This window comes from Fibrobacter sp. UBA4297 (assembly GCF_002394865.1).
GTDB lineage: Bacteria > Fibrobacterota > Fibrobacteria > Fibrobacterales > Fibrobacteraceae > Fibrobacter.
On record NZ_DGUZ01000018.1, the window covers coordinates 41176 to 67758 of the forward strand.

Here is a 26583-nt window from a genome sequence, read left to right on the forward strand (position 1 = left end):
CTGAGCGGGAATCTCCTATTCATTTTCAAATCACGCACATAAAGATAGTTACTTATCTATAGTGATTAGTGGTTAGTAGGATGTAGGTTACAGGTTATAAGTTTTAGTGATGAATGCAATAAATTTTCCAGCTAGCATCGGGAAGAAGGCTTCGCTGAATAATCTTAGTGCGGCAAAGCCGCGATTATAAATCCTAATACCTAACACCTGTTACCTAAAACCTCTATTGAATCACTCCGTTATGCATGACAACTCTGCGCTTTGCAAACTGCGCAAGCTTTTCATCGTGCGTCACAATCAAGAACGCCTGATGGAACTTTTCATTGAGTTCGCCAAAGAGTTCGTTCAATTTCGCCGAATTCGCCTCGTCCAGGTTTCCGCTCGGTTCATCTGCAAACACGAGAGACGGGTTGTTCATGAGCGCACGCGCAATTGCAATTCGTTGGCGTTCACCGCCCGAAAGTTCTCGCGGCAAATGCTTGAGGCGTTCCTTGAGGCCCACCGTTTCCAAGAGCATTTCGGCGCGTTCACGACATTCCTTTTCGGGAGTCCCGAGAATACGCCCCGGCACGCAAACATTTTCAATCGCCGTAAACTCGCTCAACAGGTGATGGAACTGGAACACAAATCCCACGTGCGAACGGTGGTACATATCGCGCTCTTCGCTATTGAACTTGCTAAGCGGCTTGCCCTTGAACAAAATCTCGCCCGAAGTCGGAGTATCGAGCATCCCGACCAAGTTCAAAAACGTTGATTTACCGGAACCCGACGAACCCGTGAGAGCCACAAGCTCGCCAGCATCCATCGAAAAATTCACGCCCTTGAGAATCTCAAGAGATTCACCCGTCTCGGAGAAAACTCTGCGAAGGTCGACTGTTTGGAGGAGAGGAGAGACGAGAGACGAGAGACGAGAGATATTTCCTTCTTTGCGCGAAGCACTATTTTCACCTCTTTCGTCTCTAGTCTGTAGCGAGTTTACGAGCGTTCTTTCGTCTAAAATACTCATATCTTTACCTTGCAGGTCTCCTTTTCCATCAGAATCTGAGCCATTTCAAAGGATTCCTGAACCATCGCGCAAAATATACAAATTTTGAGCATGATATAAGGGGGGAAGAATCCCCCTCGCTACAGCCTTGGCTTCGCGCAAGTCTTCCGCTCCCCCCACTGCGGGGAGATCCCCGCAACGCCCCCCAAAAATCGCACTTAATCCTTTAGACAACGAACGGAAAGCCCCGTGAACTTATTGTTGTATCCTAAATCCGCACCATAGCGGTCATGGGACAAGCCCATGATGTAGGCCCACTCGTCATTCATCTGCGTGGCACTCCAGAAAATGGCGTATTCGCCAATCAGGTCGAACTCGACATTGAAATCACCGCGGCCAGCAGGGAGTGCAGAAAAGCCAAAGTAGTCTTTGCCATTGCCATGATTATACCAACCAGTCTGGGATTTAAGAAAATTACCAGCGAACGATTGTCCGCCCACGGCTGTGAACAGAGTGATCCATTCTGCTTGTGTCGGCAAGTGCCAGCCCAGCGGGCAAACTCCATACACCGTATCAGGCAAGCTACAGGTCTTACCAACACCACATTCAATGGACTTATCCTTATAAAGCTTGACAGAATCAATCGCTGCAGTCCAAGTGTAAAGGCGACCGTATTTGGTGCAGTTGGTGTCATTATTTTTGTAACAGTAGCTGTTTGCCGTTTTGTAGTTCAGGTTTTCAGCCATCCAAGTCTGAGAACCAATTTTGACAGTCTTATAAGTTTGCCCATCGCGAGAGTCGGTTATGGAACCCATCTCTACGCTTCTGGATGACGATGACACTTCGACAGGCTCAGTGACCTTATTGCTGCTAGAAGAAGCGACCTTCACACTGCTACTCGATTTTGCAGAACTGCTACTGGATACCTTCACTTCGTTCGAGGATGACAAGGCCGAGGATGACGCTGCAACTTTCTGGCTGCTACTAGATTTCGGGTCGGAGCTCGGAATGACGGAAGAAGAGGATTCGGCCTTAACGCTGGATGAGGAATTCGTCTTGCCATTACTGCTGCTAGATTCCGAGTCGGAACCCGGAGTGACGGAAGAGGAGGATTTGCCCTTGGCGCTGGAAGAGGATTTAGCTTTACCTTTACTACTGCTGGATTCCGGGTCAGAGCCCGGAATGACGTCGGAGTCAATAACCCAGTCGCCGTCTTCGCACACATAGGCAGTCTTTTCGTCTTTTACGTAAGCCATCACACCTTCGCGCTTGGCAGTACAGACAGGCAAATCATCAAAAGTATCGGCCATAATGTCGGACACGGTCGATGAGCTTGCCGAATCATCGGTAGGCTCAGTACCCTTGCTACTACTGCTGTCGTCACCGCATGCCGAGAGAAGAATCATGGACCCTATCGCCACTGCGTGGCTCAAGGGTGACAACTTTGCGATTGTCATTCTGGAGGGGCGCAGCCCCGATAGAATCAAGAACAACGTTTTTTTCATACAAGTTCCCTGTTTACGGACTATGCCCTAATCACTAATCACCAACCACTGTTTACTGCTACTCATGTCTAATCGCCCCTACAGGATCCAATCGGCTAGCTTTCCATGCCGGCAAAAGCGTCGCGGACACGCACAAAACAATACCAATCACAAAAATCAAAATTACGTCAATCGCATGCACCGAAATCGGGAAATACGGAATCACGTACACATCGCCCGGCAGCTTGATAAAGTGGTAAGCCTCTTGCAATTTGCACAAGATAAGCCCAATCGAGCCCCCCACAATCGTTCCGCCAACGCCAATGAAACTTCCCATCAGCATAAACACGCGCATCACCCCCGCCTTGCTAAAGCCCATGCTGCGCAAAATGCCAATTTCCTTTGTCTTGTCAATCACGACCATGATGAGCGAACTGATGATGTTGAACGCAGCAACCAAAATAATCAAACAAATCACCGCTGCGACAATGAACTTTTCGTAGTTCATCCACTTGAGGAGCGTGATGTTCTTGGACTTCCAATCCATTCCGTAGTACGGATAAGAGAGCCAAGTCGCCATGCTATCAACCGCCTCGCCCGCTTTCCAGTGATCCTTGATGCGGAACTGGATGCCAGTCACAGTGTTCCCCATGCCGAGCAACTTCTGCAAATCCGAAATGCCGACATACGCAAGGTTGCCGTCATATTCGTAAGTGCCTGTTTCGAAGATGCCACTCACTACGCACATCATCATCTTCGGACCACCTGCAGACATCGCCTCATCTGGGCTCTGGAACGTCTGCAACACGAGTTTATCACCAACGACAACGCGCAAGCGCGCCGCAAGCCCAGTCCCGAGAATAATTCCCGGACGAAGCTTACCGCTCATGTCCTCAAGACTATCAACAGAATACTCGCCCCACTTGATGTACTTGTGGATGTCCGTCACGCCCTTGGCTGTCGCCGGGTCAATGCCGTAAATGACAATGCCATCGTTTACCTTCTTGGAGCTGATGCCCACCTTGTAAACGATAAACGGCGACGAAGCGACTACGTCAGGCACGCGCTTTTGCACTTCCTGCGTGAGGCTATCGTACGGACCAATCGGATTGCCATTGTACGCCATCAGTTCAAAGTGAGCGTCCTTCCCAATCATCTGGGCCGTGACCTCTTCTTCGAAACCATTGACCGCCGCAAGCGCCACCACCAGCGCAAACACGCCAATGGAAACGCCAAGCATACTGAAAATACCAATAAGCGAAACAAAGAGACTCTTGCGTTGAGCCCCCAAGTAACGCCAAGCAATGAGGAGTTCTAACTTACTAATCATAGACGAGAGACGAGAAGAAGTGGTTAGTGGTTGGTGGTTAGTGGTTAGGAATTCGCGATTAAGACTTCAAAGATCGTCGAACACATCCATCTTGTTTCTGTTTTAAACTAGCAAGCATTTTTCCGACTTCATCCAAAAGGGATAACGCATTTACAGAATCATCTTTTGTTACAAGCCCAATTTTTTCACACAAAAGCATTTGTGTTTCTAATTCGGCTTTTGAACCTAAGGCGATTCCTAAAAAATGAGCAAACTCTTTTTTAGACTTGCGTCCTTCCCCCTCGGCTATGTTACTTGCAATAGACACTGCAGCTCGTCTCATTTGTGAAGTCAATCCAAACATTTCATCTTTCGGAAATGTTTTTGTCATCTGATAAATTACGACAGACAAATCCATCGCTTTTTGCCAAACGACTAAGTCCTTGAAACTTTGAGCCACAGCGCTTTCCCTTGCAATTCCTGTTTACTAACCACTGTTTACTAACCACTAAACGTAAGCTTCGCTTACGTTTCCGGCTTCATCAGCGGGAAGAGCTGCACGTCGCGGATGGTCTGCTGGTTCGTGAGGAGCATGACCATGCGGTCGATGCCAAAGCCCACGCCGCCCGTCGGCGGGAGACCGCTTTCCACAGCATGCATGAAGTTTTCGTCCATCGGGTGCGTTTCACCTTCGCCACCACGACCACGGCGGACCTGGTCTTCCAAAAGTTCGCGCTGGCGAATCGGGTCGTTAAGTTCGGTATAAGCGTTACCGAGTTCCCAGCCGTTAGCATACGGTTCGAACTGTTCAATGAGGCCTGCGATGGTACGGTGCTTCTTGCAGAGCGGCGTGCTTTCCGTCGGCATGTCCTTGATAATCGTCGGCTGGATGAGCTTGCTTTCCACCGTGAGGTCGAAGAGTTCCAAGATGCCACGGCCACGAGTAAATTCACCATCGAGGTGACCACCGAGTTCTTCCATCTTGGCCTTGATTTCGTCATCGCTCATGTCATTGACCTTGATGCCACCGAACTTTTCAATGGCTTCAATCATGCTGTAACGCGGCCACGGGGCCTTGAAGTCGATTTCCTTGCCCTGGTAATTGATCTTGGTCGTACCGTTAGCGGCAATGCAAGCGCGTTCGTAAATGTTTTCGAAGTGAACCATCATGTCGTTGTAGTCAGCATAGGCTTCGTAGAATTCGAGGCCAGTGAATTCCGGGCTATGCGTACGGTCCATACCTTCGTTGCGGAAGTTCTTGCAGAACTCAAACACCTTTTCCATACCACCAATGATGCAACGCTTGAGGTAAAGTTCCGGAGCCACGCGCAAGTAGAGCGTCATGTCAGCGGCATTGTGGTGCGTCGTAAACGGGCGGGCGTTTGCGCCACCGTAAATCGGCTGCAAGGTCGGCGTTTCGACTTCGATGAATCCCTTTTCGATAAGGTATTCGCGGATTGCCTGCATGATCTTGAAACGCTTGATGAAAACTTCCTTCACGTCGTCGTTCAAAGCCATGTCGATATAGCGCTGGCGGTAGCGGGTATCCACGTCGGCAAATTCGTTGAACACAACCTTGTTGCCGTTTTCGTCGACCTTTTCCTTGGCGACCGGGAGCGGACGCACAGCCTTCGAAAGCATCGTCACCTTTTCGGCACGCACAGAGTATTCACCGCTCTGCGTTTCGAACATCGTACCGTTCACACCGATGAAGTCACCGAGGTCGGTCATCTTCACGATTTCGTAGTTTTCTTCACCCACTTCGTCACGGGCAACCACAACCTGCAAGCGGCCATAGCGGTCCTTGAGGTGCATAAAGCACATCTTGCCCTTGCGATTGAAACGCACCACGCGGCCGGCAAATGCAACCGGTTCCTTAGAAGCCATCAAGGCATCCTTGTTATCCTTCAAAACCTTGGAATCATGGGTCCTGTTAAACTTGTGCGGATAAGCATCCACACCCATTTCCTTGAACTTGTCGAGCTTAGCCAAGCGAGCCATCACCTGGTCATTCATATCTTGCATTGCCATATTGTTTTACCTCGTGAATATATCACGTCTTAAATTTGAACGGGTAAAATTTAGAAAAATAGAAGGAAGAACTAAGAACACAGAGCCTATAATAAGGCTAGAGACGCGAGCAAAAAGCAATCTTACAAGCCATTTTTGCCTGTTTTATTCAACCAAAAATCTTTAAAAAATCCATTTTGACACTTTGTGACAAAATGGGAATGTATATTTAATGGTGTAGTAATCTTGCGTTTTTTTGGCTTGTAACGCAAAGGAGTTGATGATGAAGGAAGCGAAAAGTGTCACATAAACTTGCTGATGGAACCTGGTCGCAAATTGCGACCGGTTCCAATTTTTTTACGGAGGTTGACAAGTAATAAAAAGTAATATATATTTATTATGTACAATATTTTCATGTCGAGAAGAGTCTCTCGGGCAGTTTCCGCAATGCCCCAAAAACAACAAGAAAAACTGGCGTTGCTTGTTGACGACATACGGATGAATGGTCCCGTCAGAACAAATTGGCCAAATTATGGAATATTGGCAGGAACGTCTACTCATCATTGCCACCTTTCCCACAAATGGGTGGCAGGAGGTTACTTATGCAGGCAGTCGTGGAAGCGCCCCCTATGCAGAACACTGATGAACCGGTGTCTTTCAAGGTTTCGGGAAAGAATATTCCGAAACCAGTCATTGCCTTTTTGGACGCGCTGTTCCCCGATTCCGTCCGTATCGAAGACGACGATGATGTTCTCAAGCCAGTGGAAGACATGGACTGGTACAAGAAGGCGAAAAAAAATATTAATCCCGCCAGGACGTTGAAAATAATGCGTGTAAATGCGGGACTTACGCAGGCGCAGTTGGCCCAAAAAGTTGGTCTTGCAAAACAGAATTACAATTCGCTTGAACGGGGTGCCAGACCCATTTCTATGCTCATGTCAAAGAAGTTAGCCGATGCGCTCGGGACATCTTATTTGATGTTTTTCCGCGAAAATAAAAATCGGTCACAATTTAATCAATAAACAGCATTTACTTCCCGAAAAGGCCCAAAGAAATGTTTTCCCAAAACAATGTAATAGCACGTTCTATCATAGCCATTCAAAAAATCAATATATAGACTTTCTTCATACTTCACGACTCCGATTACTCTCTTGATGCCGTGAAATTCGGCCATCAAACGAATGGTATCCTTATCAAGAACTTTCAATTCATTTTTCAAGAAATAACGGTCTTTTTCTGTAAAGCAATAATCAAAGCAGTCCGTTTCAATCTCGACAAAAGACGTGTTCATTGTAAACGATTCTTTCATCGGTGATTCATCGTGCATCACATAAAAAATAAACACCAAACACACTAGCAAAAAGCTAGCGATAAAAGCAAATACGATTTTGATTATCTTTTTAAAGCTCATCTTTAATAGCAATCCGACAAATCAATATTATTTTGCACGTCATCCCAAAATTTGGAACTTAAGCCATTTTTAGCCGCCGATTTTGTAACAGGAATTTTAGAGTTGCCTGTTTCTGATGATTTCTTCTTTTCGGCTTTTTCTCTTTTTATTTTTTCGACGCACTTTTGCGGATCCTCGACTTCGCGCAAGTCATGCCAATTGGTACAGGCGTAACCCACAGAAACATAGCTGCCATTTTTCTTTTCAAGCAGCGGAACTAGGAACCGCACCGACTTCATTTTTTCGGCATAGAGGTAAGTTTTCGTAAAGAGGTCACCCGTCCCCCACAACTCCGAAACAGCCACAGAATCAACTTTACCCTTCAAAGATTTTATTGGAACGACATCAGCTGAATCTAGAGTTTTTGTTTCGCCCGGATCTTCATACGATATATGGAACGTACGAATTGCATCGTTGGATTTCAACTGGACAACGCCATCATAATCAACAGATTTCTGTATCGGGAACAGCACATTCACATCGCTAGTGATTACGTTATCATTAAAAGAAAACTTGAATCGTTCTGGAACATTCTTTTGATTAAAAGTAATATCCACATTTAGCAATTCGAGGCAAACATATTCACGAGCCTGCACGCAGGCAACGCAAAGAAGAAGACAAAGTAAAGGTTTCATGCATTCAATATATAAAAAAGCCGCCCGCAATAAGGCGACCATCAAAAAGAGATGCCCGACTGTCATCCCGGACTTGTTCCGGGACGGGCATGACAAGTTTGAAAAATCTCTCGTCTGTAGGCTCGAAGAGCCGTTCTCTCGTCTAAACTTACCCCTGTGAAGTTTCTGCAAAGCTCAAGCGTTCGTAGTTTTTGAGCGCAAGGTTCAGGCGGTACTCATTCGGGAAGAGACACACAAGATTGCGTTCCTTGTCCATCATGCAGTCGCCGGCGTATTCTTCGGCGAACTTGCCCACGTCAGCTTCGGGGCCTTTCACCCAGCGGATGCAATGGGCGGGCACGCGGTCGAGCTGCACGTCGGCGCCATATTCGCTCTGCAAACGGAACTTGAGCACGTCAAACTGGAGTTCACCCACAACGCCCACGACAGGCACTGCGGACTTGAGCGGTTCATAGAGCTGCGTTGCACCTTCTTCCGAAAGTTCGGCAAGACCCTTCGCCATCTGCTTAGACTTGAGCGGGTTCAAAAGCGTCACGCGGGCAAAGTGTTCAGGGGCAAAGTCCGGGATGCCCGTGAAGTTCATCTTTTCGCCGTCCGTGAGCGTATCGCCAATGCGGAAAAGTCCCGGATCGTTGATACCCACGATGTCGCCCGCCCAGGCGTGGTCAATGACTTCCTTGTCTTTCGCGAGGAAGGCAGTCGGAGCAGCCAAGCGGATGTCACGGCCCGTACGCACGTGGAAAACCTTTTCGCCACGGGTAAAGCTGCCCGAGCAAATGCGGAGGAATGCCGTGCGGTCGCGGTGTTTCGGGTCCATGTTGGCCTGAATCTTGAAGACAAACGCGCTGAAAGCGTCTTCGTCCGGCTTGACCGGGCGCTTGTCCGTATCGCGGATCATCGGCGGCGGAGCGAGTTTTGCAAAAGCGTTCAAAAGCTGGCGCACACCGAAGTTGTTCACGGCAGAACCGAAGAACACCGGACACATTTCGCCCTTCAGGAACTTTTCGTGGTCGAACGGATCCATACCGCCCGTGACCATTTCATATTCTTCGCGGAATTGCGCGACCCAGTTTTCACCGCAGAGTTCAACGAGGCGCGGATCGTCCGGACCTTCCATCTGGATAATTTCTTGCTTGCCATCGTCCGGGTTGAACGTGTGGAACGTATTTTCAGCGATGGAATAGACGCCCTTGAAAAGCTTACCGACGCCAATCGGGAGCGTAAAGGGAGCCGTCTTAATCTGCAAAACGCTTTCAATCTGGTCGAGCAAGTCGAGCACATGGCGGCCATCCAAGTCCATCTTGTTGATGAACGTGATAATCGGCGTGTGGCGCATGCGGCAAACATTCATCAAGCGAATCGTCTGCTTTTCAACACCGTTCACGCTATCGATAAGCACAAGGGCAGCGTCCACGGCGGTGAGCGCACGGTACGTGTCTTCGCAGAAGTCCTGATGCCCCGGGGTATCGACGAGGTTGAACATGCAACCTTCAAACGGGAAGTTCAACACGGAACTCGAAACAGAAATTCCACGCTGCTGCTCAATCTTCATCCAGTCACTAACAGTGTAGCTCTTGTTGGCCTTCGCGCGCACGTGACCAGCCTCGCGAATCACATTCCCGTACCACAGGAATTTTTCGGTGATGGTGGTTTTACCGGCGTCAGGGTGGCTGACAATGGCGAAAGTGCGGCGTTTTTCAATTTCTGGATTCATGGAGCAGTAATCAGTGATTAGTGGTTAGTGGTTAGGACGCAACCATTTTTACGCGGACAAATATAGTAACTTTGAGGGGTAAGTTCAATGTGTCAGGATAGTGGTTAGTGGTTGGTGATTAGTAAACAGTAAGCGTTGGGCTATGGGGTCGTGCCGGAGTTTCCCCTGAGTTACATCGAAGGGGCACTTTGGGGTAAATCTTTCTATTTTTCTTATAGCATGGCAACAAAGAAGTCGCAAACTAGAACAGCAAAGAATACAAGGACTCGGGTAACACACGAGTTTCCCGCACTTTTCGACGCCAATTCGGAAGTTCTTTTGCTCGGTTCCATCCCCTCACCCAAATCGCGCGAACAGGGATTCTATTACGGGCATCCACAAAACCGCTTCTGGAAAGTTCTCGCAAGCGTCCTAAGCGAACCACTCCCCGAGACAATCGATGAGAAAAAAGCGATGCTCTTAAAGCATCACATCGCCCTTTGGGACGTTCTCGACAGTTGCACCATCATTGGCGCAAGCGACACGAGCATCGAAGACGTGGTGCCGAACGACATAGCCTCGCTCCTTGCGAAAACAAAAATCAAGCGCATCTTTTGCACAGGCGCCACCGCCCACAAGCTCTACGAAGAATACTGCGAAAAAGCAACAGGCATCAAAGCCATAAAACTCCCCTCCACCTCCCCCGCCAACTGCGCCGTCAAATTCGAAAAGCTCGTGGAAGCGTATAGGGTAATTAGACGAAAGGACGCTACTACGTAGCTACAGACGAGAGACGAAAGAGGCGAATGCTGCGGGGCTGCTTGCAGACCCATAGTTGAGCCGACAAATCTAAGCTTGAAGAGCAAAGACGAAAGTTTTTTTATAGGCGGCGATGCCGCGATTATTCTTCTTTCGTCTACCAGCGAAGCGGTCTCTCGTCTTTCCACTAACAACTAAAAACGCCCCGCGGCTTTTAACCACGAGGCGTTCTTTATTTTACAAGGAAATCCTTATTTCTTTTTCTTGTTAGCGTTTCCGCCGCGGACGTCCTTCGGCTTGAACTGGACGCTGATTTCCACGTTCGTCACCTTGGAACCGAGTCCTGCCGGATCAAACACCTTGTACGTAAATTCATCGATTCCAGAGAAGCCCTTGTTCGGGGTGTATTCAAAAGAACCATTCGTTTCATTCAAGATGATTCGACCATTGCGCGGTTTCATCACCGTCTTCACAGACTGAAGTCTGTCGCCATCCGGATCCTTAGCTGCAGACATAAGACCAGTAGAAGCAGGAACCTTAAGCGTTTCACCTTCGCGAGTCTGGTAAGAGAGCGGCTTCGTTTCCGGAGCGTTGTTCACAGCGATTACCGTAAATGTAGCCGTCTTGTGAGCCGTAGCTCCTTCCGGGTCAGTAACCGTGAAGGTAATGCGTTCCGGCTTGCCCTTCCAGTGAGAATACGGCTGAGCCACAATCACAGTTTTCTTAGCCTGGTTGTAAGTCACCTGCAACTGCTTCTGACCCGTGAATTTCCACTTGAGGTCTTCGAAGTTGTGGTCCTTATCGCGGGCATACTGGTCAAGCTTAATCGTTGCAATCACGCCTTCATTCTGATTTTCCCTGATGGTAAAGTCAGGAATATCGCGCATCACTGGAGCCGCATTCACATGCTTCACAATGAACTTCACGACAGACTTGTCCGAGGCGCCAGCCGGGTCCGTTGCGGTAAAGATGATGGTTTCATCACCGAACCAGTTGTCTCTTCTCGGCTTGATTTCGGCAACGCGATTGGCGTTGATTCTCACGTCGAGGTTCTTAGCACCAGAAACCTTCCAGCGGATTTCATTCTTCTTGTGGTCCGGATCCGTTACGAAGTCATCGAGGTTGATGGACTTGAAAGCCTTGCCTTCAAATGTCGTCTGTCCCGGAATTTCCTTCACAACCGGAAGGTCGTTCACAGACTTCACCGTAAAGCGCACTTCAATAGAAGCCTTTTCCTTGCTCGGGTCAAACACATTGATAGTCACCGATTCGCTACCGTTCCAGTACTTATTCGGAACTTCAACCGTAAGGATACCCTTTTCGCTGATGTTGTACTTCAGTTCATGCTTAGCAAAAGTCGGTGCCGGAGCATCTTCGTGCTTCTTAGCCTTCTTTTTCTTCTTGGCCTTCTTGTGCTTTGCCTTTGCAGGTGCAGCAGCGGCAAACGGATTTTCACCATCGATAGACCACTTGAGTTCATCGACGCCGTTATCCGGGTCCGTCACGAACTTCGTCAAGTCAATCGCCGGGAAGGTCTTCTTTTCTTCGATGACCTGCGGCGGAATCGGCTTGAACTTCGGCGGATCGTTCACCGGAATTACTTCGAACGTAGCCTTGGCAGACTGCTTGTCGCCAGCCGGGTCCATAACAGTGAAGGTAACCGTTTCCTTGCCAAACCAGTTCGGATTCGGAGCCGTAACAGTCGCACGACTGTTCTTGATATCAATATCGAGGTCCTTGTTTCCAGAAACAGACCACTTGAGTTCATTCGGCTTGTTATCCGGGTCATGAGCAACTCTTGCAAGGTCCACCGGAGTAAACCTTTCCTTTTCCTTGATTTTCTGGTTGCCAATTTCCTTGGAAATCACAGGCGGATCGTTCACCGGAGTCACTTCGAATTCAATCTGCTGAGAAGCTCTTGCACCTTCCGGGTCCGTCACATCGAGACGGATCTTTTCAGAACCGTTCCAGTACTTGTCCGGAGTCGTCACCACGAGCTGCTTCTTGCTATTGATTGTAGCCTTAAGAGCGCGTGTCGGAGCCACTTCGAACTTCAAGGAGCTCGTCGGATGATCCGGGTCAGAGACGAACTTCGTCAAGTCAATCGGTTCAAAGTGTTCCTTTTCCTTGATTTTCTGTGCAAGAATCGGTCTAATCACCGGAGCATCGTTCACAGATTCCACAACAAAGTTAACAGTCTTGGAGTCCGTTGCGCCAGCCGGGTCCTTCACCGTGAACACCACATTGCGTTCGCCATGCCAGTACTTGTCAGCAATGTCAATGTGAGCAAGGCCACCCTTGTAAATCACGACGCTGAAGTCATCCTTTACGGTTTCCTCTTCTTCATCGTCATCCTTCTTGCCTTTCTTCTTATCCTTCTTGCTCTTCTTGGCGTGTTCGGATTCCGGCTTTACAACCTTGACATTCCAAGAAAGCTGTTCCATCGTATTATCCGGGTCGCGAACAAACTTGCTCAAGTCAATATCCTTGAACTGTCCCTTTTCACGAATCTTCTGCGGCGGGATATCTCTCAGAACCGGAGGATCGTTCACAGAGACAATTTCAAACGTAATCGTCTGAGAAGTCTTAGCACCATCCGGATCGCTCACTTCGAGCACCATCAATTCCGGAGCGCACCAGAAATCCTTATTCGGAGCAGTCACGGTAAGCATGCGGCTTGCAGAGATTTCAGCCTTGAGCTGCTTTGCACCCGTAATTTTCCAGCGAAGTTCATTCGGCTTGTTGTCCGGGTCCTTCACGAATTCATCAAGCTTGATCGGCTTGAAGGTTTCCTTTTCCTTGATCTTCTGGTCCGGAATTCTCTTCACGAATGCAGGAGGATCATTCACGCGAGTCACTTCAAAGAGCATCTTGTGGCGAGCATAAGCACCTTCCGGGTCCGTCACGGAGAACGTGAGGTTTTCCTTACCGCTCCACTGCTTGTCCGGCACAGAGACAATCACAGTGTTGTCCTTGCGGATATCCACCTTGAGATCCCTATTGCCAGAAACTTCCCATTTCAAGGAAGATGCCGGATGATCCGGGTCTTCAGCGAGAGTCGAGAGGTCGATCGTCTTGAAACGGCCTCCTTCGAGAATCGTTTCGCCCGTCGGAGCGTTAGCAGCAATCACCGGAGCATCATTCACAGAACGCACTTCAAAGCGAGCAGTCTTGCTTGCAGAAGCGCCTTCCGGGTCCGTTGCGGTAAACGTGATGTTTGCAGCACCGTGCCAGTACTTGTTCGGGATAACAATGTTAGCCACCTGGTCTGCACCCACCTGGACGCGGAGCGTTTCACCAGCAGGTTCATCACCGCCCTTCTTCTTCGAAGAGCCCTGGCTAATCGGGCTAACCTTGAATGTCCACTTGAGTTCGCTAATCTTGTGGTCCGGGTCCTTCACGAAGTCAGCAAGCTTAATCGGCTGGAAGTGCTTCTTTTCATCAATGGACTGGTCGCGGAGGTCACGGACAAATTCCGGAGCGTCATTCACAGAAAGCACTGTAAAGGTCACTTCCTTGCTGTCGCTTGCGCCATCCGGGTCGGTCACGGTAAAGCGGATCTTTTCGGAACCGTTCCAGCTTGCGTTCGGCGGAGTCACCGTCACCTTGTGCGTTGCATCCATAGCGACACGGAGTTCCTTGTTGCCTTCCATCTTCCACTTGAGGCGGTTCTTCGGATGGTCAAGGTCTTCAACAAAGTTGTCAAGTTCAATCGGCTTGAACGATTCCTTTTCCTTGACAGTCTGGCTTGCAATTTCCTTCATGACCGGCGGGTCATTCACAGAAACAACCGTAAACGTTGCAGTTGTACGAGCCTTAGCACCAGACGGGTCAGTAACAGTGAATGTCACCTTTTCAGAACCGTTCCACATCTTGTTCGGAGCCTTCACAGTCACAATGCCAGCCTTAGACATATCGACCTTGAGTTCCCTATTTCCAGTAAAGTCAACCTTCAGGCTTTCAAAGTGGTCATCCGGGTCAGACACGAGTTCAGACACGTTGAACGGAGTAAATTCACCCTTTTCCTGAATCGTCTGATCGGCCACCTGCTTGATTTCCGGGAGATCGTTCACAGATTCCACCGTGAAGAGAGCCGTAGAAGAAGCCTTTGCGCCTTCCGGGTCCGTTACGGTGAACGTAATTTCTTCGGCACCATTCCAGAACTTGTTCGGAATCACAATCGTTGCAACCTTATTTGCATCAATATTGACCTTAAGTTCAGATTCTCTCTTCTTGGAACCTGCAGCCGGCTTGCTGGAAACAGAGAACGTGAGATCAGAGAGCTTGTTGTCCAAGTCCTTCACCATGTCAGCGAGCTTAATCGGCTGGAACTGGCCCTTTTCGCGAATCGTCTGCGGCATGACCTGCTTCACAAACATCGGAACATCGTTCACAGATTCCACCGTGAAGTTCGCCGTGCGTTCGTCGCAAGCGTTATCCGGGTCGCAAACCTTGAAGGTGAGAGTTTCGGCACCATGCCACTGCGGAGACGGCGGCGTAATACGGACAACGTGAGCGCCATCCATAGCCACCTTGAGTTCCTTATTACCCGAAATCGTCCACTTGAGGCGATTCTTGGCATGGTCAAGATCTTCAACAAAGTTATCCAGTTCAATCGTCTGGAATTCGCCCTTTTCCTTGATAGTCTGTTCGCGAATGTCCTTCATGACCGGAGGATCGTTAATCGCCTTTACCGTAAACTTGGCAGAAGTCGTTGCGCGAGCGCCTTCCGGGTCTGTCGCCGTAAACATCAATGTTTCGGTACCGTTCCACTGGTCGTGCGGAATCTTCACAGAAACTTCATGAGATTTAGAATCAATATTGACTTTGAGGTCACGATTACCAGTCACTTCGACCTTAAGCTTCGAGAAGTCGTGGTCAGCATCGCTCAGGTAATCATCCAAGATGAACGAAGTAAATTCGTTCTTTTCTTCAATAGCCTGGTCCGCAATCTTCTTGAATACCGGCGGGTCATTCACAGAACGCACATTAAGAGCGACATCCTGCTTAGCGGAACCACCTTCCGGGTCCATCACCGTAAACGTGGCAATCGTGTTACCAAACCAGCTCGGGTCCGGAATTTCAACCGTAGCCACATGCTGATCGTCAATATTTACGTTGAGTGTACCGAGTTCCGGCATCGGGCCCTGGTGCTTGACTTCGACATCCCAGGAGAGTTCGGAATTCTTGTGGTCTTCGTCCTTGACAAAGTCATCAAGCTTGATCTTGGTGAACTGTTGCTTTTCGTTGATGTTCTGATTCGGAATCGGGCGAATAAACTTCGGCAAGTCATTCACGGAATTGACCGTAAACATGGCTTCGCATTCTGCAGAAGCACCTTCCGGGTCCGTAGCCTTGAACTTGATGGATTCAGAACCATTCCACAGTTTGTTCGGAATGCGGATTGTAGCGACACCGCCAGAAACAGAAACCTTCAGGTCCTTGGCGCCAGAGACCGCCCACTTGAGCATTTCAATGCGGTGATCCGGATCCTTCACGTACTGGCCAAGCTGAATCGGAGCAAATTCCTGCTTTTCATCGATGGTCTGATCCGGAATGTTTTGAACAAACTCCGGATGATCGTTAATAGAGCTGACCTTGAAGAGCACATCCTGTTTTGCAGAAGCACCGGCGGCGTCAGTCACCGTAAACGTCACACGTTCCTGACCATTCCAGTTTTCGTTCGGGAGCGTCACAATGGCAGAACCATAATTGTCGATTTCAATTTTAAGGTCCTTGTTGCCCGTCACCGTCCACTTGAGCTTCATCGGATCGTCATCCGGATCCGTGACATAGTCCGCAAGGGAAAGCATGTCGAACTGGTTCTTTTCTTCAATCACCTGGTCAGGAATTTTCTTTGTCAGTACCGGAGGGTCATTCACCGGTTGCACCGTAAATGCGGCAGTCTTGTTATCGCTACCGTAGTCCGGGTCATTTGCAATAAACTTAATTCTGGCGGCACCATACCAGTGCTTATCAGGAATTGCAATCGTCGCCACGCGGTTTGCATCAATCGTTACAGACAAATCACCATCAGCCTGCGGGCCACCAGCCGGGACAACTTCCGTATCCCATGTAATCTGGTTTTTCTTGTGGTCTGGGTCATTCACAAAGTCATCCAAACGAATCTTTGTAAACTGCTGACCTTCCGTAATGACCTGGCTTGCAATCTGGGAAACAACCGGCGGATTGTTCACGGATTCCACCGTAAAGTTGACCGTTTCCGAAGCACTAGCGCCCTTGGAGTCCGTTGCCGTAAAAGTCAAGTCTTCAGAGCCGTTCCAAAGAGCATCCGGAGTTGCAATTTCGACCGTATGGTCTGGACTGATCGACACCTTGAGAGCCTTGTTGCCCGAAACCTTCCAGCGAATCTGCGAAGGTTGGTCCACATCATCAGTCACAAAGTTATCAAGCTTAATCTTAGAGAAGGTACCACCTTCCAAAATAGATTCACCAGGAATTCCGCTAATCTGTGGAGGGTCGTTTGGAACCGCCGGTGCGGGTTCGGGCGCAGGAGCAGGAGCAACCGCGGGAGCCGGCTGAGGAGCCTGAGCCGCGGGGGCCGGATTCTGCGCAAACGATGATGTTGCAACAACGCAAGCAGATGCAATCAAGGTCGCCATGGACCTCTTCAGTTTATTCATTTTTGATCTCCGATACCATACACGCAATCAAAATTTCACAGTGAAATTTATCACACGTCCTTAAAAACGATTTTAAATATAATGCATTTCCGGCAAATCTTTTCAAATCTTGGAAATGTTTTTCCATAACAAAAAATGGCATTTTTGTCTATCATATCAAAAATTTTAACGTAAATATTTGAGTATCAACGAGTTACAAAAAACGGCGTATAAAAATCCTCGAGTACCTGTTTTTTGCAGAAAAAACGCATTTTCTGCAATAACGCAAAAATAACGGGCATTCTTTGTAAATTTTTTGTAAAACCGAACAATTTTGGACATTCGTCAACCGTCAAACGACTCCAAAACACGACAAAATGCTCCAAAAATAACTAACTTTAATAATAACCATTAAATCTAACCAGGAAAATCAATGAAATTCGTATTTCTCTGCGACGCCAACTATCTCAAAGGCGACATGGTAAACTTCCAGAATAACTTCCCCACCAATCACGAACTCGTGACTATGACCTCTGAAGACCTTCTCCAGAGCAAGTCCATAATCGAGGGGACTTTTGCAATCTTGGCAGAACGCAGCACCTGGCAGAAGAACTTCAGCCTTTTCCGCTACTTCGGCCTTTTGCCGCTCCTTGAAGTGCTCCCGCTCGGCATCGTGAGCCGTGGCCGCCGCAACGAACCCATCAAGGGCCGCAGCCAGAACCGCAATCAGGAAATCTTCTTCAACCCGGCCGCATCCGCTGAAGAACTCTACCTCCAGGTCGACAAGTTCGTCGCCGCTCCTCCTTCTGGCTACTCCTATCCGCGCGGTGCCGCCAAGTAAGGCATGCAGAGAAAGGTCCTAGAAAGCCTTTACAACCAAGGCGGGCTTACGCTTTTCGCCATTTCTGACGAAGAAGCGTTGCCCACAGAAGCCTTGCACAAGTTCGCACTGGCACTTAACGCCGGTGCGCGTTTTGTTGTAATTGACTTTACCGGAAAGCGCCCTTTTGAAGGGAAAGCGCCGTTCCAGACTTCGGACCTTTCACAAAAACTCCTTTCCACCGAGGATATCGAACAGATTACAGCCTCCGCCGCAGATGACGGATGCATCTCGTTCACGGGCGTCAAGCCCCTCCCCACCTCGGACACCGAATTCCGCACGCTCTACCACAACATCAGAAGCCTCGAAACTATAGCCCCTCAAGTCATCGGCATCATTTTGACAGAACAGGTAGAAAACGTCGGACACCTAGTCTCTATGGCTCGCCTTTTGATTATGCATGTGACACCAACGTCCATGAAATCGGCAGCGTCTTTCATTGAAGACGTCAAAGAAGCTCACAAAATCGAGATTTTGTGGCTTTCCAAGGAACGCCCCGCCCGCAGGTCATATCCCAAGGCATGCAAGGCGATTCGCCGTAACGCAAAAGCCACTAAAGAAGCGTTCGCGCTCGACTTCCAGAAAAATCCTGAAGAACTCGCCAAAGTCGTCAAAAAACTCCACAAGATTTCCATTCTCATCAAAAATCCGCTTGACGGATTCCCGAGACTGGTCCGCAACCTGTTCCCGCTGCTCCTCCTTGCGGTAATCATTGCGCCGTTCCTCTTTGTCACCGACATCGACAGGAGCGATTCCAACCTCCGCGACCGCATCCAGGAACGAAACCAGCTCTCCGTAGCGCCTTCGTTCGAATACACCTTCGACGGAAGCGAAAGCATGCAACGCATCGCACGCTACGCCATTGGCCGATTCGACGCCATCATCACCAACGAAAAGATGATCAAGAACTATGTGGCGAAAACGCTCGAAGATAACGGCTTTAGCGTCGTCGCATGGGAAAAGAACAACTTGAACATTCCGCCCAAGGGCACGGTCATGCGATTCTCGCGACCAGACGAAATTAAGCGCCCCGCCTCTGCAGATACCATTGGCGCCGCCTGGAAATTCTGGACATCCGTCATTTCGGACAGCATCGCCTACCTCACGGAATTTTATCATGAAACAGCGACAGCCACGCAGAGAAAGCACAACGGCATCGACGTCGCAAGCCGCCAGGGAGCCCGCATCCTAGCGCCGTTTGGAGCCAAGGCCTGGACTAGCCGAGACGAACGCGGAGGCGTCATTATCGCACTTGTCCGTAAAGAAGATGTTATCTTGTTTATGCACTGCGACAAGCTCCTTTATCTGAACGGTCAAGAAGTCATGCCGGGCGACCCCATTGCCACCGTAGGCACCACCGGACACACCACCGGACCGCATGCGCATATCGTTACAGGGCTCGTAAGCAAGAAGGGAAAAAAGAGAATCGGCAACGTTCGTTACGATGTTATTGACCCCATAAAGTGGTTTTACAGGTTCAAGCCGACTTCCAAATAAAAAATTGGTGTTTTACGTCACACGTAACGTAAAAATATGCAAAAACCGGCCTTTTGTAACAGCAAATTTACACCCGAACTATCGCAAATTAATCCACAATTAAGTAACTTTGGTACACGGGATTGATGTAGTTAAAAAACAATGTCAAAATAAAAGGATTAGGACATGAAACATTCCATCATTGGGGCATCTCTCGCCATCGCATTCGCACTCTTCACAGGTTGCTCTAGCGTCGTCACCCCCAAGGCCGAACTTGCTTACCACCAAGACTCGGTACACAACATTCCCGCCATCGACAGCCTCATTGTCAGCATGAAGCAGGACTACATCAAGCAGTGCTATATGCCGGTCGCAAGCCACTTGCCGCCCGAAAATTCCTGCCAGTCCGACCTGTTCCAGATGGTCGAACGCCGTTATCACATGGAATACAACCAGAATCATGTCGCCGCCGCTAGCAACGAACTTTTCTTCAAGGACGTTGTTCCGGAAATCACCAAGAAAGTCAAGAGAGACCCGACTCTTCGCGATCCGCTGCGCCGCGCATTCTCAAACAACGACGAAATGCTTGCCTACTATAAGGACAAGTACAAGTTCAACACCCAGATTGAACAGTTCTAATTTAAAGACCTGATTTTGACGAGAGCGCGGCTACGAGCTGCGCTTTTTTCTATATTTGACCCGCAATAAAACAAACCTAAAAGAGACTTATCTATGGGAAAATCACTCTATCAGAAAATTTTCGAAAGCCACACGGTAGCTAAGCTCCCGAGCGGCCAGTACCAGCTCTTTATCGGGCTCCACCTCTGCCACGAAGTCACGAGCCCGCAGGCTTTTGCGCAGCTCCGCGAAGAAGGCCAGAAGGTGCTGTTCCCGGAACGCACTTTTGCCACGGTCGACCACATCATTCCGACCACGTTCCCGGAACGTAACCGTCCGCTCCAGGACGGCATTTCCGAAGAGATGTTCTCCCATATCGAAAACAACACCAAGAACAACGGCATCAAGTTCTTTGGCCCCAGCACCTGCGAACAGGGCGTGATTCACATCGTGGGCCCCGAAGAAGGCGTGACCCAGCCGGGTATGACCGTTGCCTGCGGTGACTCCCACACGGCAACCCACGGTGCATTCGGCGCTATCGCGTTCGGTATCGGCACGAGCCAGGTGGCCGACGTTCTCGCCACCCAGACGCTCGCCATGAGCCCCTTGAAGACTCGCCGCATCAAGTTCACCGGCAAGCTGAAGCCGGGTGTGACCGCCAAGGACGTGGCACTTGCCTACATTGCCAAGCTCGGCGTGAACGGCGGCGTTGGCTACGCTTACGAATTTGCAGGACCTGTCATCGAAGAAATGGGCATGGAAGGCCGTATGACGGTCTGCAACATGGCTATCGAAGGCGGCGCCCGCGTCGGTTACTGCAACCCCGACGAAAAGACTTTTGAATACCTCAAGGGCCGTCCGTACGCCCCGAAGGCCGACAAGTGGGACGAAGCCGTCGCTTACTGGAAGTCCGTGGCTACCGACGCCGACGCTCAGTTTGACGACGAAGTCGAAATCAACTGCGACAACCTCGAACCGATGGTTACCTGGGGTATCACTCCGGCCCAGGCCATTCCGCTCAACGGCAACATGCCGAAGATCGACGAATTTACCGGCAGCGAAAAGAAGGTCATCTCCGAAGCCTACGAATACATGGGCTGGGAAGAAGGTTCCAAGATGATTGGCCGCCCCATCGACATCGCCTTCGTGGGCAGTTGCACCAACGGCCGCCTGAGCGACTTGCAGGCCGCCGCCGAAATCATCAAGGGCCACAAGGTCGCCCCGACCGTGAAGATGTGGGTCGTTCCTGGTTCCATGAAGATCAAGGTGGAAGCCGAACAGCTCGGTCTCGACAAAATCTTTAAGGAAGCCGGTGCCGAATGGCGCGAAGCAGGCTGCTCGCTCTGCCTCGCCATGAACCCGGACAAGCTCAAGGGCCGCCAGGTGAGCGCCTCCTCCAGTAACCGCAACTTCAAGGGCCGTCAGGGCAGCCCCACGGGCCGCACCATCCTCATGAGCCCCGCCATGGTGGCCGCCGCCGCCATCGAAGGCTGTGTCACCGACGTCCGCAAGTACATCAAGTAACGCTAAGGAGATTTAAAAAATGAATTCTATCGACATTGTTAAAGGTTCCGGCGTTCCTGTACGCGGCAACGACATCGACACTGACCGTATCATCCCGGCTCGCTTCCTCAAGTGCGTCACGTTCGAAGGCCTCGGCGCAAACGCCTTTGCCGACGATATCGCAGGCCTCGCCGCCCAGGGCAAGGTCCACCCGTTCCGCGATCCGGCCTACAAGAACGGCTCCATCCTCGTCTCGAACCAGAACTTCGGTTGCGGTTCCAGCCGTGAACACGCTCCGCAGGCTCTGAAACGCTGGGGCATCCGCGCCATCATCGCCGAAAGCTACTCCGAAATCTTCTTCGGCAACTGCGTCGCTATCGGCGTTCCCTGCTACAAGGTGAGCCACGAAGTGGCTGACAAGATTCTCGCTTGGATCGAAGCACACCCGAGCGAAGAACTCGTCACCAGCACCGAAAGCCGCACGCTCAAGATGGGTGACGAAACCATCGAGCTCACGCTTGCTGACGGCCCCCGCGGTCAGTTCCTCGACGGTTCCTGGCACGCACGCTCCGCCCTCATGGCCAACGCCGACAAGGTGCAGGAACTCGCAAGCAAGCTGCCGTATATGCAGTTCCTCAAGTAATCGAAGGATGTCATGCCCGCCTCCGAGCGGGCATCTCCCTTTTACGAAAAGCGTCTAGGTTAAAGCCTGGGCGTTTTTTGTTGTTTAGAGACTGTTTTATACACAAAGTTTATTCAAATAAGGTATATTAACAAACAACACCAAAACATCAAAAATTCTATCTAGAAAACTTTTGAATGAGAGAAACAAATGGATTTTGATTCAGCTATTTACATGGGAATCTATTTCCTACTGGGAATTATTCTGCTCGGCTTTTTGGGGTACATGTACGACCACCTAGACAAGTCAAAAAAAGTTGACGACACAAAAAACGATCTGTTATCAGTACAAAAACAATCTACAGATTTCTTTTATGGAGGCCCAATCAAGTATATTTACAACGGTATCAAGAACAAGGACCCAAAAGCAATAATCATATTCATTTTGTTTATCGCAATTTTTACCGTAGCAATAATGATAGGCAATTCACTCGCGAACCCGCATAAATAAAGGTATATTTAGGTGGTTTTATAGGGATTCTTTGAGAGACAAGATAAACAAAAAAAATGTGGCGTAAATACATATGTTATGGATAATTTTAATCAGTTTAATCATTGTCGGGGTTATTACCAATAATTATACACCATTAAAAGTTTTTGGTAAAATCATGGCTTTGATCTTTGGAATTGTGTTGGTATTATGCTTAATTATTTTTTGGATAGCAACTATCGCAGAAGCCAACAAAAAGAAACAAGAAGAAGCCTATTGGGAAAAGGTTAAACAAACGCCGTTAATCCAATGGGCATGTGATTCCGATGGTTACCAATTATATTTAGGGGAACGTCCTGAATATGTTTATCAATGCTCAACAGGAAAATTAATCGCCACTTTGTATTCTGATGGTTATACATGCAAACCATCATATAAGACAGTAAACCATTGGAAGTACTGCGAGCACACAAATCAAGCAAAGAACTCAAAATACAACCATTTATTGAAAGATTAGGTTTAACCGAAGTTCCGCGAAAACAAGATGAAAATTTCACGAGCCACTCTCCTACTTTTACTAACAATTCTTTTGATTTCTTGTGCGGGTGCCAAATACAAAAAAGTAGCCCCCAGCGAACTTAAAACAATGGATGATTTTTCCAAGGCTAAAGATCAGCTTGCCGACAACTATTTGTATAAAGCCAATGATTTCGATCTCCATGTAGTAAACTACGCTTCAGACTACATCTCAGAAACACAAGAAGTCATGAACAAACTTTCTGCATTCGACTCCAGCATCGTATTCCATTCTGTAGAAGAATCTGAGCTACTGACGTTGGCGCTAATTTCAAAAGGGGGATACTACGGAGAAGCATTGGATTCCATAATCAACTCATTTTTACAAGCGATTGACAATCACAACAGCAACATCGAAAAACAAAAGAATCAAAAAATCCTCAACGGGAATTCTACAAAAACAGAAAGAACACTAGCGCAGGGAATTTACTTCGATGACGCCAAGCATTTTATCATAAGCAAAGCCGTTTCTGATGAAGAAAGGGACATAATGCTCCTTTACGCTCAATTTCTTCTGATAAAATACAGTTTTCCTTTCCGTCAACACCTATACGACATAGACGAATTAGGAGCTTTCGATAACGGTGAGAAATGGTACGACAAGAACAAAAAGAAATTTTTGGAAAATCACCCCAATACAAAATACCGTCCATTTCTAGACAATATAACAGTCACAATAACAGAGGATTAAAAAAAAAATGCAATTTAGTTCTTGACTATTTATTTAACATTTTGTATATTACAAAATGTTAAACGGAGGCGTTTATGGAAAATCCATTTGTCTTGCAACCATACAAAAACGCAGAACTTTTTTGCGACCGCGAAAAAGAAACTCAGGAAATCATTGACGACTTGCTGAACGGAGTTAACGTCACACTGATTTCCCCTAGACGCTATGGGAAAACGGGCCTGATTTACCACGTCTTCGAAGAAATCGTTCGAACTCGCCCATCCATCACGCTTTGCTACTGCGACATTTACTCGGCCGACAGTCTCGAAGGATTCATCAAGCTTTTATCGGAATCAATCTTAGCAAGCACAAAGACTGAGTCCCTCATCAAAAAATTCTTTTCGGCTTTGAGCGGGATCCGTCCTCTGGTTTCTTTTGATCCAATTTCAGGAGATCCGCAAGTAAGTATCACATATCAAAATGATGGTCAGAAACAAACCACATTAAAAAATATTTTTGATTTTCTAGGAAGTCAAAAGAAATCATTTATCATCGCCTTTGATGAGTTCCAAATCATCCGGAATTTCAAAGGCATAAATATGGAAGCACTATTGCGAACATACATGCAACCTTTAAAAAATGTCCGTTTCGTCTTTTGCGGTAGCCAGAAGCACGTTATGGCAGATATGTTCGTAAACGAAAAAAGCCCTTTCTACGAAAGCACACACATCGTCTATCTTGATAAAATCAATCCAGAAATCTACGCAGCCTTCATCAAGAAACTTTTCGGCATAGACAAAAGATGTATCGATGACGAATCCGTCAATTTTATTTTAGAATGGTGCCGTTGCCACACCTTTTACGTCCAGTATCTTTGCCACCGAATTTTCCGCAACGGAAGCAAGAATATCACCTTAAATGATGTCCGTCAAGCCTGTTCTGAGATTTTGAACGAAAATATAAATGGGTTCCTAGAACGCCGCAATTTGCTAACCGACAAGCAATGGCAATTTCTGAAAGCTGTTGCAAAAGAAGGAACTGTGTCGCAGCCAACCGCAGGCAACTTCATCAACAAATACAAATTAGGAACCAGCGCCGCTGTAAAACGAATTCTCACATCTTTAATCGAAAAAGAACTCTTACTAGAAACACTTTCTCTCGAAGGGAAAAACTACTCTGTTTACAACGTATTTCTCAGTCGTTGGATGGAAACAATTTAACATTTTGTATATTACAAAATGTTTAACACACAACATTTCAAAACATGCGATGAAAATCAATCAAACAAACCATTCTCCTACTTTTACTAACATTTCTTTTGTTCTCTTGCTCTTCAGAAAAAGAATCTCCTAAACCCATGCTCTCCTCACCCATTGACAACATTCTCGTAAAAAAGGCGAAGCGCCAAATGCACTTGCGCAACGGTGATAGTGTTGTCAAGACATACAAGATTTCTTTGGGCAAGAATGTTGGGTTTTAGGGCGGAGCCCTAGGCAAGGGAGAAACATACCCCTACCCTCTCGCGCAAAATTTTATATATTATGCTTATACCGGTGAGGTTTATATGAACGCCATAAGACCCATTTCTGACTTGCAAGATTGTCTCGAAGACATTTCCAAGACCGTCCACGAATCTGGACAGCCTGTGTTCTTGACTAAAGACGGCTATGGCGACATGGTTCTTATGAGCATGGAAGCGTTCGCCCATTTTCAAATTGAAAATGAAATCTACGTCAAGTTGCACGAGGCCGAATTGCAGGCGCAAGAATCCACCAAAAGATATACTTCAGAAGAAATCCTAAAAGAAATCGGACAACTTACCGCTGTATGAACTACAGAGTAGAATATCTACCCTTAGCCTTGTCCGATTTGAAGAGTGCGGCCGCACACATTTCTAACGAACTCGGGATGCCCAAAGCCGCAACGGAGCTTACCAAGCGCATCGTTGACGACATTGACTCATTAGCCGATTTTCCATATTCACAGCCAGCCTACACCCCCATAAAGCCACTAAAACACGACTTCAGAAAAATGGTCGTACAGAACTATTCCGTTTTCTATTGGGTTGACGAAAACTCTAAAACAATAACAGTTGCTCGAATTCTGTACAACCGAAGAAACATCATTTCATTAATTCGATAACGATATCTACAAAAAATAGAGGTCGGTCGGAATTACTCCAAGTTTTAGGGCGGAGCTGCAGCGAGGGGAATACTTTCCCCTCCCCTATTCAAAAAAACTATATTCGTTCATAAAGAATTTCTGCGGAAACAAGATGTCAATCAAACAAACCATCCACCTACTTTTACTAACATTTCTTTTGTTCTCTTGCTCTTCAGAAAAGGAATCTCCTAAAGTCATGCTCACCTCACCCATCGACAACATTCTCGTAGAAAAGGCGAAACGCCAAATGCACTTGCGCAATGGCGATAGTGTTGTCAAGACATACAGAATTTCATTGGGCAAGAATTCCGTGGGAGCGAAGGTCAAGTCCGGTGACAACAAGACGCCCGAAGGCGAATACACCATCGAACTGCACAATCCCAAAAGCATTTTTCATTTATCGCTGAAGGTTTCGTACCCGAACGCAAAGCAAATCAAGGCCGCGAAAGAAGGTAACTACGAGCCAGGCGGAGACATCATGATCCACGGCTATCCGAACAAAATTCCTGCGTTTCTCTTTAAATTCTGGCATAAATGGAAAGATTGGACAGCCGGCTGCATCGCGGTCACAAACGACGAAATCGAAGAAATCTATGACGCCGTCAAAGACGGAACTCCGATAACCATCAAGCCTTAGA

Annotated in this window: 22 protein-coding genes; 13 read left to right on the plus strand and 9 right to left on the minus strand. The window is 48.1% G+C overall.

Annotated features, from left to right (window positions below):
* Nucleotides 1–223: 223 nt before the first annotated feature.
* The 5 genes from B3A20_RS10045 to lysS form a co-directional block, all read right to left on the minus strand.
* Entirely contained in the window at nucleotides 224–1006 is a 783-nt protein-coding gene (locus tag B3A20_RS10045; protein WP_290764269.1) for an ABC transporter ATP-binding protein, read from the minus strand.
* 197 nt (nucleotides 1007–1203) lie between these two features.
* Nucleotides 1204–2490: a fibrobacter succinogenes major paralogous domain-containing protein gene (locus tag B3A20_RS10050; protein WP_290764271.1), complete on the minus strand. Its 1287-nt coding sequence runs from the start codon at nucleotides 2488–2490 to the stop codon at nucleotides 1204–1206.
* Nucleotides 2491–2548: 58 nt separating this feature from the next.
* On the minus strand, nucleotides 2549–3799 hold the full coding sequence (locus B3A20_RS10055) for an FtsX-like permease family protein (protein WP_290764273.1): 1251 nt from the start codon (nucleotides 3797–3799) through the stop codon (nucleotides 2549–2551).
* A gap of 58 nt (nucleotides 3800–3857) precedes the next feature.
* A complete protein-coding gene (locus tag B3A20_RS10060) occupies nucleotides 3858–4238 on the minus strand; it encodes a four helix bundle protein (RefSeq protein WP_290764275.1) in 381 nt (126 codons plus the stop codon).
* Nucleotides 4239–4303: 65 nt separating this feature from the next.
* Nucleotides 4304–5809: a lysine--tRNA ligase gene (gene lysS / locus B3A20_RS10065; protein WP_290764277.1), complete on the minus strand. Its 1506-nt coding sequence runs from the start codon at nucleotides 5807–5809 to the stop codon at nucleotides 4304–4306.
* Between the two features lie 581 nt (nucleotides 5810–6390).
* Here lysS and B3A20_RS10070 point away from each other — a divergent pair.
* A complete protein-coding gene (locus B3A20_RS10070) occupies nucleotides 6391–6810 on the plus strand; it encodes a helix-turn-helix transcriptional regulator (protein WP_290764279.1) in 420 nt (139 codons plus the stop codon).
* On the opposite strand, the gene B3A20_RS10075 is transcribed toward B3A20_RS10070, so the two are convergent.
* From B3A20_RS10075 to B3A20_RS10085, 3 genes are all read right to left on the minus strand, one after another.
* The gene (locus tag B3A20_RS10075; RefSeq protein ID WP_290764281.1) at nucleotides 6804–7097 is read right to left on the minus strand and encodes a hypothetical protein; all 294 of its coding nucleotides are present in this window, start codon (nucleotides 7095–7097) and stop codon (nucleotides 6804–6806) included. The two genes, B3A20_RS10070 and B3A20_RS10075, sit on opposite strands and share 7 nt — an antisense overlap.
* Before the next feature lie 104 nt (nucleotides 7098–7201).
* The gene (locus B3A20_RS10080; protein WP_290764283.1) at nucleotides 7202–7873 is read right to left on the minus strand and encodes a hypothetical protein; all 672 of its coding nucleotides are present in this window, start codon (nucleotides 7871–7873) and stop codon (nucleotides 7202–7204) included.
* Nucleotides 7874–8021: 148 nt separating this feature from the next.
* The gene (locus B3A20_RS10085; protein WP_088629577.1) at nucleotides 8022–9587 is read right to left on the minus strand and encodes a peptide chain release factor 3; all 1566 of its coding nucleotides are present in this window, start codon (nucleotides 9585–9587) and stop codon (nucleotides 8022–8024) included.
* Between the two features lie 219 nt (nucleotides 9588–9806).
* Here B3A20_RS10085 and B3A20_RS10090 point away from each other — a divergent pair, with 219 nt between their 5' ends.
* Entirely contained in the window at nucleotides 9807–10346 is a 540-nt protein-coding gene (locus B3A20_RS10090; RefSeq protein WP_290764286.1) for a DNA-deoxyinosine glycosylase, read from the plus strand.
* Between the two features lie 230 nt (nucleotides 10347–10576).
* Here the strand turns inward: B3A20_RS10090 and B3A20_RS10095 are convergent, their stop codons facing one another.
* Complete coding sequence (locus tag B3A20_RS10095) at nucleotides 10577–16969, minus strand: tandem-95 repeat protein (protein WP_290764289.1); 6393 nt, start codon at nucleotides 16967–16969, stop codon at nucleotides 10577–10579.
* A 412-nt stretch (nucleotides 16970–17381) separates the two neighbouring features.
* Between B3A20_RS10095 and B3A20_RS10100 the strand changes: the two genes are divergently transcribed.
* The 11 genes from B3A20_RS10100 to B3A20_RS10145 all read left to right on the plus strand — a co-directional run bounded on the left by B3A20_RS10100 (nucleotide 17382) and on the right by B3A20_RS10145 (nucleotide 26582).
* Nucleotides 17382–17789 (plus strand): hypothetical protein, encoded by a 408-nt coding sequence (locus B3A20_RS10100; RefSeq protein WP_290764292.1) that lies wholly within the window; start codon nucleotides 17382–17384, stop codon nucleotides 17787–17789.
* Between the two features lie 3 nt (nucleotides 17790–17792).
* Nucleotides 17793–19325: a M23 family metallopeptidase gene (locus B3A20_RS10105; protein ID WP_290764293.1), complete on the plus strand. Its 1533-nt coding sequence runs from the start codon at nucleotides 17793–17795 to the stop codon at nucleotides 19323–19325.
* 165 nt (nucleotides 19326–19490) lie between these two features.
* Nucleotides 19491–19943 carry a hypothetical protein gene (locus tag B3A20_RS10110; RefSeq protein ID WP_290764294.1) on the plus strand — a complete coding sequence of 151 codons (453 nt, stop codon included), beginning with the start codon at nucleotides 19491–19493 and terminating at the stop codon, nucleotides 19941–19943.
* A gap of 93 nt (nucleotides 19944–20036) precedes the next feature.
* The gene (gene leuC, locus B3A20_RS10115) at nucleotides 20037–21446 is read left to right on the plus strand and encodes a 3-isopropylmalate dehydratase large subunit (RefSeq protein ID WP_290764296.1); all 1410 of its coding nucleotides are present in this window, start codon (nucleotides 20037–20039) and stop codon (nucleotides 21444–21446) included.
* A gap of 19 nt (nucleotides 21447–21465) precedes the next feature.
* Nucleotides 21466–22068 (plus strand): 3-isopropylmalate dehydratase small subunit, encoded by a 603-nt coding sequence (locus B3A20_RS10120; protein ID WP_072797558.1) that lies wholly within the window; start codon nucleotides 21466–21468, stop codon nucleotides 22066–22068.
* 562 nt (nucleotides 22069–22630) lie between these two features.
* Nucleotides 22631–23053, plus strand: coding sequence for a hypothetical protein (locus tag B3A20_RS10125; protein ID WP_290764301.1), 423 nt, complete (start codon nucleotides 22631–22633; stop codon nucleotides 23051–23053).
* 27 nt (nucleotides 23054–23080) lie between these two features.
* Nucleotides 23081–23803 (plus strand): hypothetical protein, encoded by a 723-nt coding sequence (locus B3A20_RS10130; protein WP_290764304.1) that lies wholly within the window; start codon nucleotides 23081–23083, stop codon nucleotides 23801–23803.
* 74 nt (nucleotides 23804–23877) lie between these two features.
* Nucleotides 23878–25002 (plus strand): AAA family ATPase, encoded by a 1125-nt coding sequence (locus B3A20_RS10135; RefSeq protein WP_290764307.1) that lies wholly within the window; start codon nucleotides 23878–23880, stop codon nucleotides 25000–25002.
* Nucleotides 25003–25346: 344 nt separating this feature from the next.
* Nucleotides 25347–25613: a hypothetical protein gene (locus tag B3A20_RS10140; protein ID WP_290764308.1), complete on the plus strand. Its 267-nt coding sequence runs from the start codon at nucleotides 25347–25349 to the stop codon at nucleotides 25611–25613.
* Entirely contained in the window at nucleotides 25610–25924 is a 315-nt protein-coding gene (locus tag B3A20_RS15555) for a type II toxin-antitoxin system RelE/ParE family toxin (RefSeq protein ID WP_349680075.1), read from the plus strand. Before B3A20_RS10140 ends, B3A20_RS15555 begins: the two co-directional genes overlap by 4 nt.
* 133 nt (nucleotides 25925–26057) lie before the next feature.
* Nucleotides 26058–26582, plus strand: a complete 525-nt coding sequence (locus tag B3A20_RS10145) for a L,D-transpeptidase family protein (protein WP_290764309.1) — start codon at nucleotides 26058–26060, stop codon at nucleotides 26580–26582.
* Nucleotide 26583: the final 1 nt, after the last annotated feature.

Coding starts and splice junctions, on each gene's coding strand:
- B3A20_RS10045 (WP_290764269.1), bottom strand. CDS start 1,006: ATGAGTATTTTAGACGAAAGAACGCTCGTAAACTCGCTACAGACTAGA.
- B3A20_RS10050 (WP_290764271.1), bottom strand. CDS start 2,490: ATGAAAAAAACGTTGTTCTTGATTCTATCGGGGCTGCGCCCCTCCAGA.
- B3A20_RS10055 (WP_290764273.1), bottom strand. CDS start 3,799: ATGATTAGTAAGTTAGAACTCCTCATTGCTTGGCGTTACTTGGGGGCT.
- lysS (WP_290764277.1), bottom strand. CDS start 5,809: ATGGCAATGCAAGATATGAATGACCAGGTGATGGCTCGCTTGGCTAAG.
- B3A20_RS10070 (WP_290764279.1), top strand. CDS start 6,391: ATGCAGGCAGTCGTGGAAGCGCCCCCTATGCAGAACACTGATGAACCG.
- B3A20_RS10075 (WP_290764281.1), bottom strand. CDS start 7,097: ATGAAAGAATCGTTTACAATGAACACGTCTTTTGTCGAGATTGAAACG.
- B3A20_RS10080 (WP_290764283.1), bottom strand. CDS start 7,873: ATGAAACCTTTACTTTGTCTTCTTCTTTGCGTTGCCTGCGTGCAGGCT.
- B3A20_RS10085 (WP_088629577.1), bottom strand. CDS start 9,587: ATGAATCCAGAAATTGAAAAACGCCGCACTTTCGCCATTGTCAGCCAC.
- B3A20_RS10090 (WP_290764286.1), top strand. CDS start 9,807: ATGGCAACAAAGAAGTCGCAAACTAGAACAGCAAAGAATACAAGGACT.
- B3A20_RS10095 (WP_290764289.1), bottom strand. CDS start 16,969: ATGAATAAACTGAAGAGGTCCATGGCGACCTTGATTGCATCTGCTTGC.
- B3A20_RS10100 (WP_290764292.1), top strand. CDS start 17,382: ATGAAATTCGTATTTCTCTGCGACGCCAACTATCTCAAAGGCGACATG.
- B3A20_RS10105 (WP_290764293.1), top strand. CDS start 17,793: ATGCAGAGAAAGGTCCTAGAAAGCCTTTACAACCAAGGCGGGCTTACG.
- B3A20_RS10110 (WP_290764294.1), top strand. CDS start 19,491: ATGAAACATTCCATCATTGGGGCATCTCTCGCCATCGCATTCGCACTC.
- leuC (WP_290764296.1), top strand. CDS start 20,037: ATGGGAAAATCACTCTATCAGAAAATTTTCGAAAGCCACACGGTAGCT.
- B3A20_RS10120 (WP_072797558.1), top strand. CDS start 21,466: ATGAATTCTATCGACATTGTTAAAGGTTCCGGCGTTCCTGTACGCGGC.
- B3A20_RS10125 (WP_290764301.1), top strand. CDS start 22,631: ATGTTATGGATAATTTTAATCAGTTTAATCATTGTCGGGGTTATTACC.
- B3A20_RS10130 (WP_290764304.1), top strand. CDS start 23,081: ATGAAAATTTCACGAGCCACTCTCCTACTTTTACTAACAATTCTTTTG.
- B3A20_RS10135 (WP_290764307.1), top strand. CDS start 23,878: ATGGAAAATCCATTTGTCTTGCAACCATACAAAAACGCAGAACTTTTT.
- B3A20_RS10140 (WP_290764308.1), top strand. CDS start 25,347: ATGAACGCCATAAGACCCATTTCTGACTTGCAAGATTGTCTCGAAGAC.
- B3A20_RS15555 (WP_349680075.1), top strand. CDS start 25,610: ATGAACTACAGAGTAGAATATCTACCCTTAGCCTTGTCCGATTTGAAG.
- B3A20_RS10145 (WP_290764309.1), top strand. CDS start 26,058: ATGTCAATCAAACAAACCATCCACCTACTTTTACTAACATTTCTTTTG.